At 65.0% G+C, this 14,192-nt stretch carries 15 protein-coding genes; 7 read left to right on the top strand and 8 right to left on the bottom strand.

The genetic code is table 11. The features are described from left to right. Positions 1–85: 85 nt before the first annotated feature. A complete protein-coding gene (locus CH275_RS27580; protein ID WP_094681320.1) occupies positions 86–565 on the bottom strand; it encodes a MarR family winged helix-turn-helix transcriptional regulator in 480 nt (159 codons plus the stop codon). 208 nt (positions 566–773) lie between these two features. Between CH275_RS27580 and CH275_RS27575 the strand changes: the two genes are divergently transcribed. Both CH275_RS27575 and CH275_RS27570 read left to right on the top strand, forming a co-directional pair. Further along, positions 774–2,771, top strand: a complete 1,998-nt coding sequence (locus tag CH275_RS27575; RefSeq protein WP_179276390.1) for an MMPL family transporter — start codon at positions 774–776, stop codon at positions 2,769–2,771. Further along, the gene (locus CH275_RS27570) at positions 2,771–3,400 is read left to right on the top strand and encodes a lipocalin family protein (RefSeq protein ID WP_094681319.1); all 630 of its coding nucleotides are present in this window, start codon (positions 2,771–2,773) and stop codon (positions 3,398–3,400) included. Before CH275_RS27575 ends, CH275_RS27570 begins: the two co-directional genes overlap by 1 nt. Before the next feature lie 74 nt (positions 3,401–3,474). On the opposite strand, the gene CH275_RS27565 is transcribed toward CH275_RS27570, so the two are convergent. Both CH275_RS27565 and CH275_RS27560 read right to left on the bottom strand, forming a co-directional pair. Next, a complete protein-coding gene (locus CH275_RS27565) occupies positions 3,475–4,062 on the bottom strand; it encodes an FKBP-type peptidyl-prolyl cis-trans isomerase (protein ID WP_094681403.1) in 588 nt (195 codons plus the stop codon). A 59-nt stretch (positions 4,063–4,121) separates the two neighbouring features. Then, a complete protein-coding gene (locus tag CH275_RS27560; RefSeq protein ID WP_094681318.1) occupies positions 4,122–4,976 on the bottom strand; it encodes an SDR family oxidoreductase in 855 nt (284 codons plus the stop codon). Between the two features lie 120 nt (positions 4,977–5,096). On the opposite strand from CH275_RS27560, the gene CH275_RS27555 reads away from it, so the two are divergent. Beyond that, positions 5,097–5,471 (top strand): winged helix-turn-helix transcriptional regulator, encoded by a 375-nt coding sequence (locus CH275_RS27555; RefSeq protein WP_094681317.1) that lies wholly within the window; start codon positions 5,097–5,099, stop codon positions 5,469–5,471. Here the strand turns inward: CH275_RS27555 and CH275_RS27550 are convergent, their stop codons facing one another. Next, on the bottom strand, positions 5,472–5,822 hold the full coding sequence (locus tag CH275_RS27550; protein ID WP_094681316.1) for a VOC family protein: 351 nt from the start codon (positions 5,820–5,822) through the stop codon (positions 5,472–5,474). A gap of 207 nt (positions 5,823–6,029) precedes the next feature. Here CH275_RS27550 and CH275_RS27545 point away from each other — a divergent pair, with 207 nt between their 5' ends. Next, the gene (locus CH275_RS27545) at positions 6,030–6,509 is read left to right on the top strand and encodes a DUF6764 family protein (protein WP_094681402.1); all 480 of its coding nucleotides are present in this window, start codon (positions 6,030–6,032) and stop codon (positions 6,507–6,509) included. 312 nt (positions 6,510–6,821) lie between these two features. Here CH275_RS27545 and CH275_RS27540 read toward each other — a convergent pair whose 3' ends face one another. The 3 genes from CH275_RS27540 to CH275_RS27530 all read right to left on the bottom strand — a co-directional run bounded on the left by CH275_RS27540 (position 6,822) and on the right by CH275_RS27530 (position 9,754). Further along, the gene (locus CH275_RS27540) at positions 6,822–7,841 is read right to left on the bottom strand and encodes a hemolysin family protein (RefSeq protein ID WP_094681315.1); all 1,020 of its coding nucleotides are present in this window, start codon (positions 7,839–7,841) and stop codon (positions 6,822–6,824) included. Beyond that, positions 7,838–9,241 (bottom strand): hemolysin family protein, encoded by a 1,404-nt coding sequence (locus CH275_RS27535; RefSeq protein ID WP_094681314.1) that lies wholly within the window; start codon positions 9,239–9,241, stop codon positions 7,838–7,840. The genes CH275_RS27540 and CH275_RS27535 overlap by 4 nt, the downstream gene beginning before the upstream one ends. A 120-nt stretch (positions 9,242–9,361) precedes the next feature. Further along, entirely contained in the window at positions 9,362–9,754 is a 393-nt protein-coding gene (locus CH275_RS27530; protein ID WP_256991247.1) for a universal stress protein, read from the bottom strand. 117 nt (positions 9,755–9,871) lie between these two features. Here CH275_RS27530 and CH275_RS27525 point away from each other — a divergent pair, with 117 nt between their 5' ends. From CH275_RS27525 to CH275_RS27515, 3 genes are read left to right on the top strand one after another with little or no spacing between them, the layout of a single operon-like run. Then, entirely contained in the window at positions 9,872–10,861 is a 990-nt protein-coding gene (locus tag CH275_RS27525; RefSeq protein WP_032376306.1) for a Bug family tripartite tricarboxylate transporter substrate binding protein, read from the top strand. Beyond that, on the top strand, positions 10,858–11,388 hold the full coding sequence (locus CH275_RS27520; RefSeq protein WP_094681313.1) for a tripartite tricarboxylate transporter TctB family protein: 531 nt from the start codon (positions 10,858–10,860) through the stop codon (positions 11,386–11,388). The genes CH275_RS27525 and CH275_RS27520 overlap by 4 nt, the downstream gene beginning before the upstream one ends. 16 nt (positions 11,389–11,404) lie before the next feature. Beyond that, complete coding sequence (locus tag CH275_RS27515) at positions 11,405–12,910, top strand: tripartite tricarboxylate transporter permease (protein WP_094681312.1); 1,506 nt, start codon at positions 11,405–11,407, stop codon at positions 12,908–12,910. A gap of 70 nt (positions 12,911–12,980) precedes the next feature. Here the strand turns inward: CH275_RS27515 and CH275_RS27510 are convergent, their stop codons facing one another. Continuing rightward, positions 12,981–14,054: an alkene reductase gene (locus tag CH275_RS27510; protein ID WP_094681311.1), complete on the bottom strand. Its 1,074-nt coding sequence runs from the start codon at positions 14,052–14,054 to the stop codon at positions 12,981–12,983. Positions 14,055–14,192 lie beyond the last annotated feature (138 nt).

Raw genomic sequence — 14,192 nt, 5'->3', positions numbered from 1 at the left:
TTACGGCACTCCTACGCTCAGAGTCCAGCATCGGTTGGAGTAGGCCGCCCACCAGCCGTTCGAACGCCACACCCGGGCGCACGCGCTACGTGCGACTGCTGTTACCCAGGTCGGCGTGATGTTCTCGCATGGCGCCGATGAGCGATTCGAACACTCGATGCGCGGCGGCCAGATCGGCATCGGGAAGGTCTGCCAATGCGGCGCTGGTGCGCATGCCGAGGGGACCGAAGAACCCGCGAGCGACCTCCATCCCGTGCTCGTCGTACCGCAGAATCACCTTGCGCCTGTCGGATGAATCGGATTCACGTCGTATGTGACCCGAGGCGATCATGCGCTCGACGAGGTAGGTCATGGCCGCCGAAGAGAGCCCCAACATCGTGCCGAGTTCGCCGGCCGTCAGGGGCGCACCCTCGACGTCGGCGACCATCACATGCAGTAGGGCCCGAAAATCGTTGGGCCGCAAGCTGTGCAGCGCCCCGAACACCTGCCCGATCTGCTCGGAGACCGAAGACAGCGCTCGAAGATCCGCCGATATCGCGGATTCGAGGTGGTTTCGGTCGGTCATGTCGGTGGTAACTCCTTTGCTGCGGCCACAGTCAGACTACTGCCCGCAACAGGTTCAGTTGCTTAATATCTAAGTAAATGAGATTGTTTTGAGCGTGGACAGCACACGAACCGAGAACAACGCCGCCTGGGACCGCGTCGCCGCAGCCGTGACGCACCGTAGATCGTGGGCGATTGCGCTGGCGATCCTTGTTCTTTCGGCCTCCGTGATGGGGCTCGTCGGAAGCAACGACTCCGCCGGTCAGTCACCCAATTCGCTGCCGACCTCTGCCGAGTCCTACCAGGTGGACCAGCTTCTGGCCGAGTTTCCGGACTCCGACACCGCCCCTGTGATTCTGGTTCTGAGCCGGACCGACGGCACAGACCTGACCCCGGCCGATATCGAGGCCGCCGCCGCTGCACAGACCCGACTGCTGGCCGTCGACCGTTCGGTGCCCGACGCGCCGGGACCTCCTCCGATCGTGGCACCCGACGGCAAGGCCGCGATCGCTCTCGTCCAGGTCGATTCCGCGCTGTCGGGCTTCACACTGAACGAACTGATCACCGAGCTGCGGTCCGCCGCGACCGACGGCCTCGCACCGGACCTGCGCGCTCAGGTCACCGGCGGACCCGCCTTCGGTGCCGACATCGCGAACTCGTTCTCCGGAGCCAACTTCACCTTGCTCGCCGTGACCGCGCTCGTGGTGGCAGTCCTTCTGATCGTCACGTACCGGTCACCCATCCTGTGGTTGGTGCCGCTGCTGGTCATCGGTTTCGCAGACCGGTTCGCAACGACCGTCGGCACCGCACTGGCCGAGGTCACCGGTCTGTCGTTCGATGGATCGACCTCGGGAATCACCAGCGTGTTGGTCTTCGGTGCCGGAACCAACTACGCCCTGCTGTTGATTTCTCGATACCGCGAGGAACTGCGCCGCGAGTCCGACCACCGCCTCGCCCTACGCCATGCCGTCCGGCAGGCCGGGCCCGCCATTCTCGCCAGCAATGCCACCGTCGTGCTGGCACTGCTGACTTTGCTCCTCGCAATCCTGCCGAGCACCCGCAGCCTGGGAGCGCTGGCCGCGGCCGGCCTCGTCGTCGCGGCGGTGTTCGTGCTGTTCGCACTGCCGCCGCTGCTGGCGCTGTGCGGCCCGAAACTGTTCTGGCCCTTCGTCCCCAAGGAATCGGATCGGGACACCACCACGGATGGCGTCTGGCACTCCGTTGCCGCTGGCGTTGCCCGACGACCCGTGGCGACGGCCTCGGTGACCATCGTTGCGCTACTGGCCTGCTGCGCAGCCTTGTTCGGGACGCAGATCGGACTCTCTCAAACCGAACAGTTCCGCGTCACCGCCGAATCCGTCGAAGGTTTCGACACTCTCTCGCAACACTTTCCGGCAGGTTCGGCCGATCCGACGACGGTTCTCGCTCCCACCGCAGAGATCGACGGAGTCATCGGCACCGTGGAGGGCATCGACGGAGTCGTCTCGGTCGATCGCGTCGCAGATTCCGACACCGGACTCGCCCGCCTCTCGGTCGTCACCGATGCAGCGCCCGCATCCGACGAGTCCTTCGCCGTCGTCGAGGACCTCCGCGCCGCACTCACCGGCGTGGACCGCGCTCAGGTAGGTGGCAGCGACGCCAAAGCGCTCGACACCACTGACGCAGCGGCTCGCGATCGCCTCGTCGTCATCCCCGCTATCCTCGCGGTCGTACTTGCCGTGCTGTTGATACTGTTGCGCGCCCTCGTGGCACCCCTGATCCTGGTTGCCACAACCGTATTGAGTGCAGTGGCCGCCATCGGTATCGGTAGCTGGGTGAGCCTGCACATCTTCGGTTTCCCCGCGCTCGACGACAACACCCCGCTGTTCGCGTTCCTGTTCCTCGTTGCCCTGGGAGTGGACTACACGATCTTCCTGGTCACGCGTACCCGCGAGGAAACGCCGCGGCACGGCACCAGATCTGCGATCGCGCGAGCGGTGTCGGCTACCGGCGGCGTCATCACCAGCGCGGGAATCGTTCTGGCCGCGGTGTTCTGCGTCCTCGGCGTGCTACCGCTGATCACCCTGACCCAGCTCGGAATCATCGTCGGACTCGGCATTCTGCTCGATACCTTCGTCGTACGTACCGTCGTCATTCCCGCCCTGTTCACCCTCATCGGCCCGAAAATCTGGTGGCCGAACAGAATCGATTCCAGCGAGACCGCAACCACAACACAAGGAGCGAATTGATGAACATCCGTACCGCACTGAGCCGCACCGCAATTGCCGGAGTATTGGCCGCAGGCACCCTCCTCGCCGCTGCGCCGGCGCAGGCACAACCGGTCGGACCCCTGGGATCGGTCGGCCTCGATCCGTTGGCTCCGATCCCGTCACTCGATGTCGAGCGCTACCTGGGCACCTGGAACCAGGTCGCCGCGGTGCCGCAGCCGTTCAACCTGATCTGCGCACGCGACACCCAGGCGAACTACCAGATGATCGACGCATCGAACATTCGCGTCGAGAACACCTGCACCACCTGGACCGGCGGCGAGAACCGCATCGTCGGCAACGCTCGGGTCAACGACACGGTCACCAAAGCCCAACTGCACGTGAGCTTCCCGGGAGTTCCCACGCAGGAAAGCCAGGAAGGGCCGACGAACTACATCGTGGCCTACATTGCCGACGACTACTCGTGGGCGTTCGTCGGAAGCCCCACCCGCACGTCCGGATTCGTGCTCAAGCGCACGCCCGACGTCAGCGTCGAGCAGTTCCGTGAGATCCGCAGCGTCGTCGAATCGCTGGGTTACGACTCGAACTTCATCACCACGACGCCCACCCCGGGCGGCGCGACGACGATTCAGCAGCTCTCGACGGTGTAAGTGCCGCGGAGCCGCACCCCACCTCGTGCGCGTTTTGCGTAGCTCTGGCTACGCAAAACGCGCACGAGCCGTACTCAGCTCGCGGACAGGATCGAGATCGCGAAGATCAGGCTGTCTCCCGGCTCGATTCCTGCCTGCGGCTGACCGCTCGGGTAGCCGTCGGCCGAGGTGACCGCAACGGCGACGGTCGAGCCGACGGTCTGCCCGGCGATGGCCTTCTGGAAGCCCGCGACAACTCCGCCGAGTGGGAACTCGATCGGTTGGCCGCTCGCGAAGCTGCTGTCGAAGATCTCCCCGTCGCGTCCGTTGACACCCGTGTAGCAAACCGACACCGAGGCGTCGTCCGCGATGACCGGGCCGTCACCGACCGTCAGCGTCTTCACCTGTGTCTCGGCGACGCTGAACGGTGCCTCGACCGTGACCGCGGGTGCGGCCGTGTCCGTCGATCCGACGACCGCGATGCTGCCGGTGTCCCCGTCCAGCGTCCAATCGGGTGTGCCAGCGGCGTCGGGTGTGGCGGTGGGGCAGGTGCTCGCGGCCGCTGACGTTGCGCCGTTGGAGGCCGCAGCCGAGGAAGTGGAGGTTGCCGACGACGAGGAGTCCGAATCCGAACTGCAGGCTCCCGTCAGGAGGACGAGCGAGACGGAGGCGGCCAGGAACATGGTGCGGGTGTAGGAGTGATTCACCGCGCCCACGGTACAAGTACCGCCCCCGCCGCTCGTCACACTGCGGCGCGGAGCACTTCGGCCACGGGAGTGGATGCGCGACCGATCAGGGCTTGGAGATCACCGGAGTCGGTGTCGAGTTCGCCGCGAGAGATGCCGGCGTCGGCACTGGCGAGCATCGTTGCCACGAAGTCGGGCAGGCCGGCACCTTCGAGAATCGCGGCGTACTCGGACTCGGAGACGTCCTTGTAGACCACCGGCTTGCCGGAAACATCACCGATGACGGTGGCCAGATCGGCGTACGTCAGATGCTCGTCGCCGCCGAGCTCGTAGATCTTTCCACCCTGATCGTCGCGGGTCAGCACGGCGGCAGCCGCGTCCGCATAGTCCGCGCGCGATGCTGCCGCGATCTTGCCGTTGCCCGCTGCGCCGAGCAGAACCCCACCCTCGACGGTCTGGGCGAGCGAGCCGAGGTAATTCTCCCAGTACCAGCCGTTGCGGAGGAAGACCGCGGGAATCGCGGACGCGGTGAGGCGCTCCTCCGTCGCCTTGTGCTCGGGGGCCAAGCTCACCCCGGACGTGTCTGCAGCGAGCAGGCTGGTGTACGCGATCAGGCTCACCCCCGCCGCCTCTGCGGCGTCGATCACGTTGTTGTGCTGCGCGATTCGCTGCCCGACCTCGGATCCCGAAATCAGCAGCACCTTGTCCACGCCTGCGAAGGCGGACGTCAGAGCGGCAGTGTCGCTGTAGTCGGCAACTCGAACCACGACGCCGCGGTCGGCCAGCGAGGCAGCCTTGTCCGCGTTTCGGACGACGGCAACGATGTCGCCGGGTGCGACGCCGCGTGTGATGAGTGCATCGACGACGAGTCCGCCGAGGTTGCCCGTTGCTCCGGTTACTGCTGTGGTCATGCCGACTCCTGCGTGTCTCGGGGTTGAGGTTTCAAGTTCCACCTCATCATGCACTTACTTTTAGTGCAGTGCAACTGCGACGGTAATCACTGATGTTTCAGCATGCGCTAGCATTGCCATATGCCCGATGCCGCCGAATCCCTCGAAGCGTCCGTCTTCGCGCGGGACTGCGCGTCGCGACAGACCCTGCAGAACGCCACGAGCAGGTGGGGAGTCTTGGCCCTGGCTGCACTCACCGAAGGCGACTATCGCTTCAACGCATTGCGCCGACGCGTCGACGGCGTCAGTGAACGCATGCTCTCGCAGACCCTGCAGACTCTCGAGCGCGATGGGCTCGTGGTGCGCACCGTCCTCGAGACCATCCCACCGAAAGTGGAGTACAGCCTCACCCCGCTCGGCCGCGAAGTCGGTGCCCGCTTGAGCGACCTGATCGAACTTCTCGAGGGCAACATGCCTACCGTCCTCGAAGCACGCGCCCAGCACGACGCACGCTGATCACCCGGGCGGCGTCACCAGACACCACTCGTTGCCCTCGGGGTCGAGGAGCACCTGAAACGACCCCGCCGCATCGGAGTGCCGGTCGCCGAGCACCGTCGCACCCAGCGCAATCGCCTGCTCGACGGCAACGTCGATACTCGGCACGTCGACGTCGAGGTGGAGTCGATTCTTGATCGACTTGCTCTCCGGGACTCGTTGAAACGCCAGCCGAGTGAACCCGGGAACGTCGACGTAGTGCCATCGGTCGTCGCGCATTGCAGGTTGCCCGCCGAGCACGCCGGCCCAGAATTGCGCGAGCAACGAGGGTTCCGCGCAGTCGAAAACGACCTCGTCGATGCGTCCGATCATGAGGCAATCGTAGAGACCGACCGCGCTCCACGCACCGTTATCTCAGCGTTATGTTACCGAGACGTTTTCGAGATGTCGCCGAACCCGCGCTGCGCCCGCGCGGGTCGAGACTCGAAGTCAGGGAGTCGGGTCCTCAGCAACACCGGCCCAGCGACCGTCACGCTCGGCGCACCGGTGCCGACGCATCGATCTCGGGAGGCATTCACCATGTTCCACACCAAGAGAATTCTCGGCGGAGCGGCAGCATTCGGATTCGCCTGTACCTTCGCGGCGCTGGTCCCCGGCACTGCGGCTGCGGCGCCGGTCGCCTGCACCACGGCACCCGGAGGTGCCGAGGTCGCTGCGCTCGTCGGCGGATCACAGTGCGACAGCTCCGCAGACGGTGCCAGCGCGGCCGCAGGATTCGGCCTCGAGGGCTGGGGTTCCGCGGAGGCCATGAACAATGCGGCCGCTCTGGCGCTCGGCCTGAACGGCGGAACTGCCGTCAGCAACGGCAGTTTCGGCGGCGCGCCTGCGGCGATCGCCTTCGGCCCCGGTGCGGTTGCCCAGAACACCGCGGCGGGTCTCGGACTCTCCATTGCCGTGGCCGCGCCGGGCTCGACCATCACGCTCACCCCTGAGGGCGCAGTGTGCAACGGTGCCGGAATCGCGGGCAGCTTCACCACGCTTCAGGGCTGCATCGGCTGACATGTTCGGAGCAACGCACGCGAGTAGGCGATATGGATGCCACCGGAGGCCGGGTCATCTACAGTCTCAATGACCTACAAGTCTCGGTATATGCGAGTCGGCAACGACACGCTGAACAAGGAGTTCGACGGCAATGATGTCCTACCTGCTCTACGACGTGCTGCTCCCCCAGCTCGGCCACGACGTCGCGTCGTACTGGGCACACCTGTTGGTCGTCGCCCCGATCTGAGTACTCGGGCTCGATACGACAGAGATATCCCCGATCGGCCGTGTAGGCCGGTCGGGGATATCTCGTCGAAGGGCCGGATCGAATCAGACGGGTTCGGGCAGAAGCCGCGTCAGCACATCGGACAGCGTCACCACTCCGATCGTTCGCGACGTCTCACCGACCCCAACCGAGGCATCCACCACCAGCGCCAGGTGGTGCCGGGTCTCGCGCATCGACGCAAGCGCCACGTACACCGGAGTGGTGGACTCCAGTGTGTACGCCGGGCGCGTGATCTCGGCCAGACTGTCCGGATTGGTCAGCGTGTCCCTCACGTGCACAACACCTTTCACCACATCCTCGTCGCTGACGAGGATCCGCAGATGTCCGCTGGTGCGCGACGCCTCCCGCACATCGTCGATCGACGCCGACGACAGTACCGAGGTGGGCGCACCGTTCTGCTCGACGAGATCGCCGACGGTGAGATCCTGTAGTTCCAGCGCCCCCGAGATCTGGGCCTGGTAGCTGGCGTCGAGTGCGCCGACGTTGACCGAGTGCTCCACGAGCTGACGGAGATCGTCCGCGTTCTGGCCGGAACCCACCTGGTCGGCCGGCTCCACGCCGACCTTGCGCAGGCACCAGTTGGCCATGTCGTTCAGGACCGTGAGCACCGGGCGAGTGACGAACATGAAGCCACGCATGGGAAGTGCGAGCATCGTGGCCGACTTCTCCGGATGCGCGATGGCCCACGACTTCGGAGCCATCTCGCCGACGACCAGGTGCAGGAACGTGACGATGATCAGTGCCAGGACGAATCCCAGCACGTCGGCGAACCAGTACGGCAGGCCGATGCTCTCGAACAGTGGCGTGAGCCAGTAATGCACGGCCGGTTTGGTCGTTGCACCGAGCGCGAGGGTGCAGACGGTGATGCCGAGCTGCGATCCGGCGAGCAGGACGGTCAACTCCGAGGAGCTGCGCAATGCGGCGCGAGCGGCGCGCGAGTTCGGTGCGGCGTCTTCCAGACGATGACGCTTGGCCGCAAGCAACGCGAACTCCACTGCGACGAAGAAGGCGCTCGCAGCGATGAGACCGACGGTGACGGCCAGAAAGACCCAGATGTTGCTCATCGGTGCACACTTTCCTTCGGCTCTGCCGACTCGTCGTCACGCTCGGGGTCACGCTCGCCGAGCGTCAGGGTCAGCAGCGACGGGACATGACTGTCGATCTCCTCGATCTCGAGGATCACGAAGCGCACGGGAGTCTCCTCGTCGTTGGCGAGGTCGGCGTTGTCCGGCGGCAGGTCCACCTCGATACGCGTACCGACGTCCGGCAACGAACCGTGGTGTGCAATAGCGAATCCGGCAATCGTCTCGTAGTCACCGTCGGGCAGATCCACCCCGATCGCGCGTTCGACCTCGTCGACGTGCACCTCGCCCGCCATCGTCCAGCTGCCGTCGTCGGCGCTGACCGGGCTCGGGTCGAGTACGCCATCGTCGTGCTCGTCGGTGATTTCGCCGACCAGTTCCTCGGCCAGATCCTCGATGGTGATGACGCCGGTGAGGCCGCCGTATTCGTCGATGACACAGGCCAATTGGTTGCGTGTCGCCCGCAGTTCGCGCATCGCGTCGGGCAAACTCTGCATCTCGGGGAGAATCAGCGCATCGCGGGTGAGTTCGGAGATCGGAGTCGAATCGGGTTCGGTGGAGCTCAGCACGTCGTGCAGGTGGACCACCCCCACGATTCCGTCGTCCTCGTCGAGCACGGGATACCGTGAATGCTCTTGTCCCATCAGTGATTTCACTTCACCGAGAGTGTCGGTGTCGCGCACTGTGGCCGACCGTGAGCGCGGAATCATCGCATGCTCGACGTTGCGCGTCGGGAAGTCGAGAATGCGATCGAGCAGGGTCGACAATTCCTCGGGCAGGTCGCCGGTCTCGCGCGAATCCGAGACGATGTGCTCGAGGTCGCGTGGATTCGCCGAGTGCTCCACGTCGTGCACGGGTTCGATCTTCAGCGCTTTGAGCAGCAGATTCGACGACTGATCGAAAATGGTGATCAACCAGCCGAAGACCTTGAGGTAGATGGTCGTCGACAGCGAGAGCCATCGTGCCACCGGCTCGGGCCGGGCGATGGCGAAGTTCTTCGGGAACAGTTCACCGAAGAGCATCTGCACGAACGTGGCGAATGTGATCGCCAGAACGGCACCCAGGCCGACACCGACTGCAGTCGGAACCCCGACGCCGCCCAGTATCGCGCCGAACGACTGACCGATCAGCGGTTCGGCGACATAGCCGACCAGCAGGCCGGTGACCGTGATGCCCAGCTGGGCACCGGAGAGCATGAACGACGTGCGCTTGGTGACGGTCAACGTGCGGGCGGCAACGGCGTCACCGGCCTCGGCGCGCGCTTTGAGCCGGGACCGATCGACGGTCATGTACGCGAATTCCTGGGCTACGAAGTAGCCGGTCGCGACGGTGATGAGGAAAACGACGAGCAGGCCGAGCAGAAGAGTGAGCAGAACGCTCATTCGCCGGACACCGCCTCGCACGTAGTAGCTGTGGTGCGGGGAGCCGTGTCCGGCCCGGGTTTATCGCTGTCCATGATTCCTCGGGGTCGTGTGGTGTGAACTTTGTCCGATACTACCGGGTCAGGGAGCCTTCACGACGAGTACGGGAACCGGGCAGTCCAGGAGCACCCGCTGCACGGTGCTGCCCATCAGGAACTTGCCCACCGCGGACCGACGCTTGGAGCCGATGACGACCATGCCCGCACCGACGTCGGCCACGAGATCGACCAGCGCGCCGGCCGGGTCGCCGCCATCGGGTTCGACGCGCACGATCGTCACCGCTCCGGGGAGGGTTCGCTCCACCTCGGCCTTGGCCGCGCTGCGGTCCTCCGCCGATACGGATTCGCGATCCACCACGGACAACACGATCAGCTGGACCTGACGCAGCTCGGCCTCGGCGGCACCACGTCGCAGCGCCTCCTGCCCCTCGGGGGTGTTGCTCATCGCCACTGCCACTGCATTCGCTTCGGACACGGTGTCTCCCGTTTGCTCGAATCGACCGAGGACAAGCCTCGGAGATTTGTGAACTGGACTAATCGGACAAACTGTATCTAACCTGACGCTTGTGACTCACCACACGAAAGGTCTCTGATGGCGATACCGCCCACATTGCTTCGAACAGTCGGTGCCCTGGCGGTGGTGGGAGCGGTGACCGTGGCGGGTATCGACGCCGCTCGCAGTGCCAGCGGATCCGATGCCCGAGCAAAACTGACACTGATCGCACCGGCTGCCGCGGGCGGCGGCTGGGATCTGGTCGCCCGCGAGTCGCAGCAAGCGCTGCGCAGCGATGGCATCGTCAACAACGCCCAGGTCGTCAACGTCCCCGGTGCAGGCGGCACCATCGGCCTGAGCCAACTCGAGAACCTCAGCGGTCAGCCCACCACAGTCATGATCACCGGCACCGTGATGCTGGGCGGCATCGCGATCAACAACTCCGAGACCACCCTCGCCGACACCGTTCCGATCGCCAAACTCGCCGAGGACTTCGAGGTGTTCGTCGTCCCCAAGGACTCGCCGATCCAGAATCTCGAGGACATGATCGAGGCCTGGCGAGCGAACCCCGGTGGCCTACCGATCGGCGGCGGGTCGCTCGGCGGAATCGACCACATCGTGGCTGGCCAATTGGCGCAGGAAGCCGACATCGACCCGGCCGCAATCAATTACATCGCCTACTCCGGCGGCGGCGAAGTACTGACATCACTACTGTCGAACACCGTCGGTGTGGCGGTCAGTGGGTTCAACGACTTCCGCGACCAGATCGAGGCGGGCAACGTGCGTGCACTCGCCGTGGCCGCGCCCGAGCCGCTCGAGGGATTCGACGTGGACACCTTCATCGAACAGGGCTACAACGTCGACCTCGTGAACTGGCGCGGAATCGTTGCGCCGCCGGGAATCTCGGACGAGGACCGGCAGACTCTCGTCGACATCGTCACCGAGATGGTCGAGACCGAGCAGTGGGCGACGGCCGTCGAACGCAACCGCTGGAAAGAGTCGGTGGTCACGGGAGACGAATTCGGAGAGTTCCTCGACGTCGAACAGGCACGCATCACCGGAATTCTCGAAGAGTTGGGGCTGGTATGACAACGACGACCACCGACACGGACACATCCCGATCGTTCTGGACGGGCCGCAGTGGACTGATCGTTCCCGCATTGCTCGTCGCACTGGGAGCGTTCCTGGTCTACGGAACCGTCACCATGGAAGTTCCACCCACCGCCACCTCCCCTGGGCCGCAGGTCTTTCCGGCCATCGTCGCCGGCGGCTGTTTCGTGGTCGCCCTGTTGGTCACCATTCAATTGATGGTCAAGCCCGACGTGATCGACCGTGGAGTAGACGCCGACGGGAAGCCGCACACCGGCACCGTCAGCAACTGGCGCACCCTGTCCATCACCGTCGGATCGGTGGCCTTGTTCATCGCAATGCTCGACCCGCTCGGCTGGGTACTTGCCGGAGCGCTGTTGTTCTGGGGCGTGTCGATCGGATTGGGTGGTCGCCGTTACGTGTTCGACGCGGCGGTCGCACTGCTGGTCTCGAGTGCCGTTCAGATCGTATTCTCCGCGGGCCTCGGCCTGACCCTGCCCGGCGGCGTCCTCGCCCAGATCTTCTGACGGAGCTGAATTTCCGATGGATTCATTGAGCAATCTTCTCGACGGGTTCGGCACCGCGCTGACTCCGATGAACCTGGTGTGGGTGTTCGTCGGCGCGTTGCTCGGCACCGCCGTGGGCGTCCTGCCCGGTCTCGGCTCGGCCATGGCGGTGGCCCTGCTGTTGCCGGTCACCTTCACCCTCGACCCCACCGCTGCCCTGATCATGTTCGCCGGAGTGTATTTCGGTGGCCTGTTCGGCGATTCCATCTCGGGCATCCTGATGAACACCCCCGGCAACAGCACCGCCATCGCCGGTACGTTCGAGGGACATCGAATGGCCAAGAACGGCCGCGCCCCACAGGCTTTGGCGACCTCGGCCATCGCGTCGTTCATCGGTGGCATGATCGCCACGACCCTGGTCGTGTTCTTCGCCCCGACACTTGCGGCATTGGCGACCAACTTCGGACCCGCCGAATATCTCGCCCTGGCGGTGTTCGCGTTCATCGCGACGTCGGCGGTGGTCTCGGACTCCGCCCTCAAGGGTCTGACCGCCTTGCTCATCGGCCTCACCCTGGCGGTCATCGGTATCGACGGACCCTCGGGCGCTTCACGATTCACCTTCGAAGTGCCGGCCCTGTTCGACGGCATCCACATCGTCGTCATCACCGTGGCGATGCTCGCCCTCGGTGAGGTCATCCATATCGCGTCGAAGATCGGACGGCCCGAGGATCGGTCGTTGATCAAGTCGCAGGGGCGGCCGTGGCTGAGCAAAGCCGAGTTCCGCGAAGCACTCCCGGCCTGGCTGCGCGGGACGGCATTCGGTGTTCCGTTCGGCGTCATCCCAGCGGGCGGTGCCGAGGTGCCGAGCTTCCTGGCCTACGGCACCGAGCGTCGGCTCGATCGTAAGCGGGACAAGCCGATGTTCGGCAAGGGTGCCATTCGTGGCGTGGCAGGACCCGAGGCAGCCGGAAACTCCACAGCCGGAACGGCCATGGGCGCATTGCTGGCCCTGGGCCTACCGACGTCCGCCACGGCGGCGATCATGCTGGCGGCCTTCCAGCAGTACGGTATGCAACCCGGACCGCTCCTGTTCGAGCGCAGCGGCGACATCGTCTGGGCCCTGCTGGCCAGCCTCTTTCTGGCGATGATCGTGCTGCTGATCCTCAACCTGCCGTTCGCACCGTTGTGGGCCCAACTGCTGAAGATCCCCAAGAACTACCTCTACGCCGGAATCTCGGTGTTCGCTGCCCTCGGCGTCTACGCGTCCAGTGCGTCGATCGTGGACCTGATGTTCATGCTCGGGCTCGGCATCGTCGGATTCATGATGCGGCGCTACGAGATTCCGCTCGCACCGGTGTTGATCGCGGTGATCCTCGGCCCACTTGCCGAGGAATCGCTCAGACGCGCGCTGGCCGTCAGCGAGGGCGACCCGTCGATCCTGGTCAGCAGCGGGATCACCATCGTGCTCTACGCACTGATGATCATCGCCGTCCTGTTCTCGATCGTCAGCAAGATCAGGGCCCGCAAGACCGCCGACTTCTGAGTGCGCTCCGCGCAGTGGTGTGGTTGAAAACCCTCTGGGGTACCCAATCACACCACTGCCGCAGGCACTCTCAGTGCTGCAACGCCGGGTAGTCCGTGTAGCCCTTCGCACCCTCGGAGTAGAACGTGCTCTGATCGGGCTCGTTCAACGGCAGATCCTCGCGCCAGCGGTAGGCGAGGTCGGGGTTGGCGATCGCCGGACGTCCGACGACGACGGCGTCGCCGATTCCGTTGTCCAGGAGCGAGAGTGCCTCGTCGCGGCTGGTGATCTCACCGAAGCCGCTGTTGACCAGCACCGAGCCGTCGAACGCCTGCCGCAGATCCTGAACCAGCTCACCGGCCGGATCCTTGTGCAGCACGCTGAGATACGCCAGGCCCAGCGGAGCAATTCGGTCGACCAACGCGCGGTAGGTGGCACGCACATCGTCGGCGTTCGTCTCGAGGGCATCCTGAATGTTGTGCTCGGGTGAGATACGAATTCCCACCTTGCCTGCTCCGAGGGCCGCGACCACTGCCTCGACCACCTCGGCCACGAAGCGGGCACGGTTCTCCGGCGAGCCGCCGTATGCGTCGTCCCGCTGGTTCGATGCGGGCGAGAGGAACTCGTGCAGCAGGTAACCGTTGGCACCGTGAATCTCGACGCCGTCCATCCCGGCGGCAATCGCGTTCTTCGATGCCTGTACGAAATCGGCAATCACCGAGGGCAGTTCGTCCTCTCGCAGCGCGCGCGGGGTGGGATACGCCTTCTTGCCCTCGTACGTGTGAGTCTCCCCCTCGATGGCGATGGCGCTGGGCCCGACGACCTCGCGGCCACCCGTCGTCGCCTCGTGGGTCACCCGACCGGCGTGCATGACCTGCGCGACGATCAGTCCGCCATCGGCGTGCACCGCGTCGGCAACGTTGCGCCAACCCTCGATCTGCTCGTCCGTCACCAGGCCCGGCTGACCTGGAAAGCCCTGGCCCGCGTGGCTCGGGTAGGTGCCTTCACTGACGATCAGACCCAGCGATGCGCGCTGCTTGTAGTGCTCGACCACCAGCGGACCCGGCACGCCGTCCTTCCCGGAACGCACCCGCGTGAGCGGTGCCATCACCAACCGGTTGTCGAGCTTCAGGTCACCGAGCGCCAACGGGGAAAACAACTTCATGGATCTCTCTCCTCACGAGTGCGTGCACAGTCTTTGCCACTGGTCACTCGAAACGCCAGAGTTCCACGAAGCTATTCCGATCCGAGACATTGCTCACGTAGTGGTGTGGCCGAGTCCCCCAGAGGGGACACAGCCACA

Source organism: Rhodococcus sp. 06-235-1A, assembly GCF_002258785.1.
GTDB lineage: Bacteria > Actinomycetota > Actinomycetes > Mycobacteriales > Mycobacteriaceae > Rhodococcoides.
The sequence above is the reverse complement of the archived record's forward strand: the minus strand, read 5'-3'. Positions and strand labels throughout refer to the sequence as shown.

Coding starts and splice junctions, on each gene's coding strand:
- CH275_RS27555 (WP_094681317.1), top strand. CDS start 5,097: ATGCCCGATGCCGCCGAATCCCTCGAAGCGTCCGTCTTCGCGCGGGAC.
- CH275_RS27565 (WP_094681403.1), bottom strand. CDS start 4,062: ATGTTCCTGGCCGCCTCCGTCTCGCTCGTCCTCCTGACGGGAGCCTGC.
- CH275_RS27575 (WP_179276390.1), top strand. CDS start 774: ATGGGGCTCGTCGGAAGCAACGACTCCGCCGGTCAGTCACCCAATTCG.
- CH275_RS27560 (WP_094681318.1), bottom strand. CDS start 4,976: ATGACCACAGCAGTAACCGGAGCAACGGGCAACCTCGGCGGACTCGTC.
- CH275_RS27510 (WP_094681311.1), bottom strand. CDS start 14,054: ATGAAGTTGTTTTCCCCGTTGGCGCTCGGTGACCTGAAGCTCGACAAC.
- CH275_RS27570 (WP_094681319.1), top strand. CDS start 2,771: ATGAACATCCGTACCGCACTGAGCCGCACCGCAATTGCCGGAGTATTG.
- CH275_RS27535 (WP_094681314.1), bottom strand. CDS start 9,241: ATGAGCGTTCTGCTCACTCTTCTGCTCGGCCTGCTCGTCGTTTTCCTC.
- CH275_RS27515 (WP_094681312.1), top strand. CDS start 11,405: ATGGATTCATTGAGCAATCTTCTCGACGGGTTCGGCACCGCGCTGACT.
- CH275_RS27520 (WP_094681313.1), top strand. CDS start 10,858: ATGACAACGACGACCACCGACACGGACACATCCCGATCGTTCTGGACG.
- CH275_RS27545 (WP_094681402.1), top strand. CDS start 6,030: ATGTTCCACACCAAGAGAATTCTCGGCGGAGCGGCAGCATTCGGATTC.
- CH275_RS27580 (WP_094681320.1), bottom strand. CDS start 565: ATGACCGACCGAAACCACCTCGAATCCGCGATATCGGCGGATCTTCGA.
- CH275_RS27550 (WP_094681316.1), bottom strand. CDS start 5,822: ATGATCGGACGCATCGACGAGGTCGTTTTCGACTGCGCGGAACCCTCG.
- CH275_RS27525 (WP_032376306.1), top strand. CDS start 9,872: ATGGCGATACCGCCCACATTGCTTCGAACAGTCGGTGCCCTGGCGGTG.
- CH275_RS27540 (WP_094681315.1), bottom strand. CDS start 7,841: ATGAGCAACATCTGGGTCTTTCTGGCCGTCACCGTCGGTCTCATCGCT.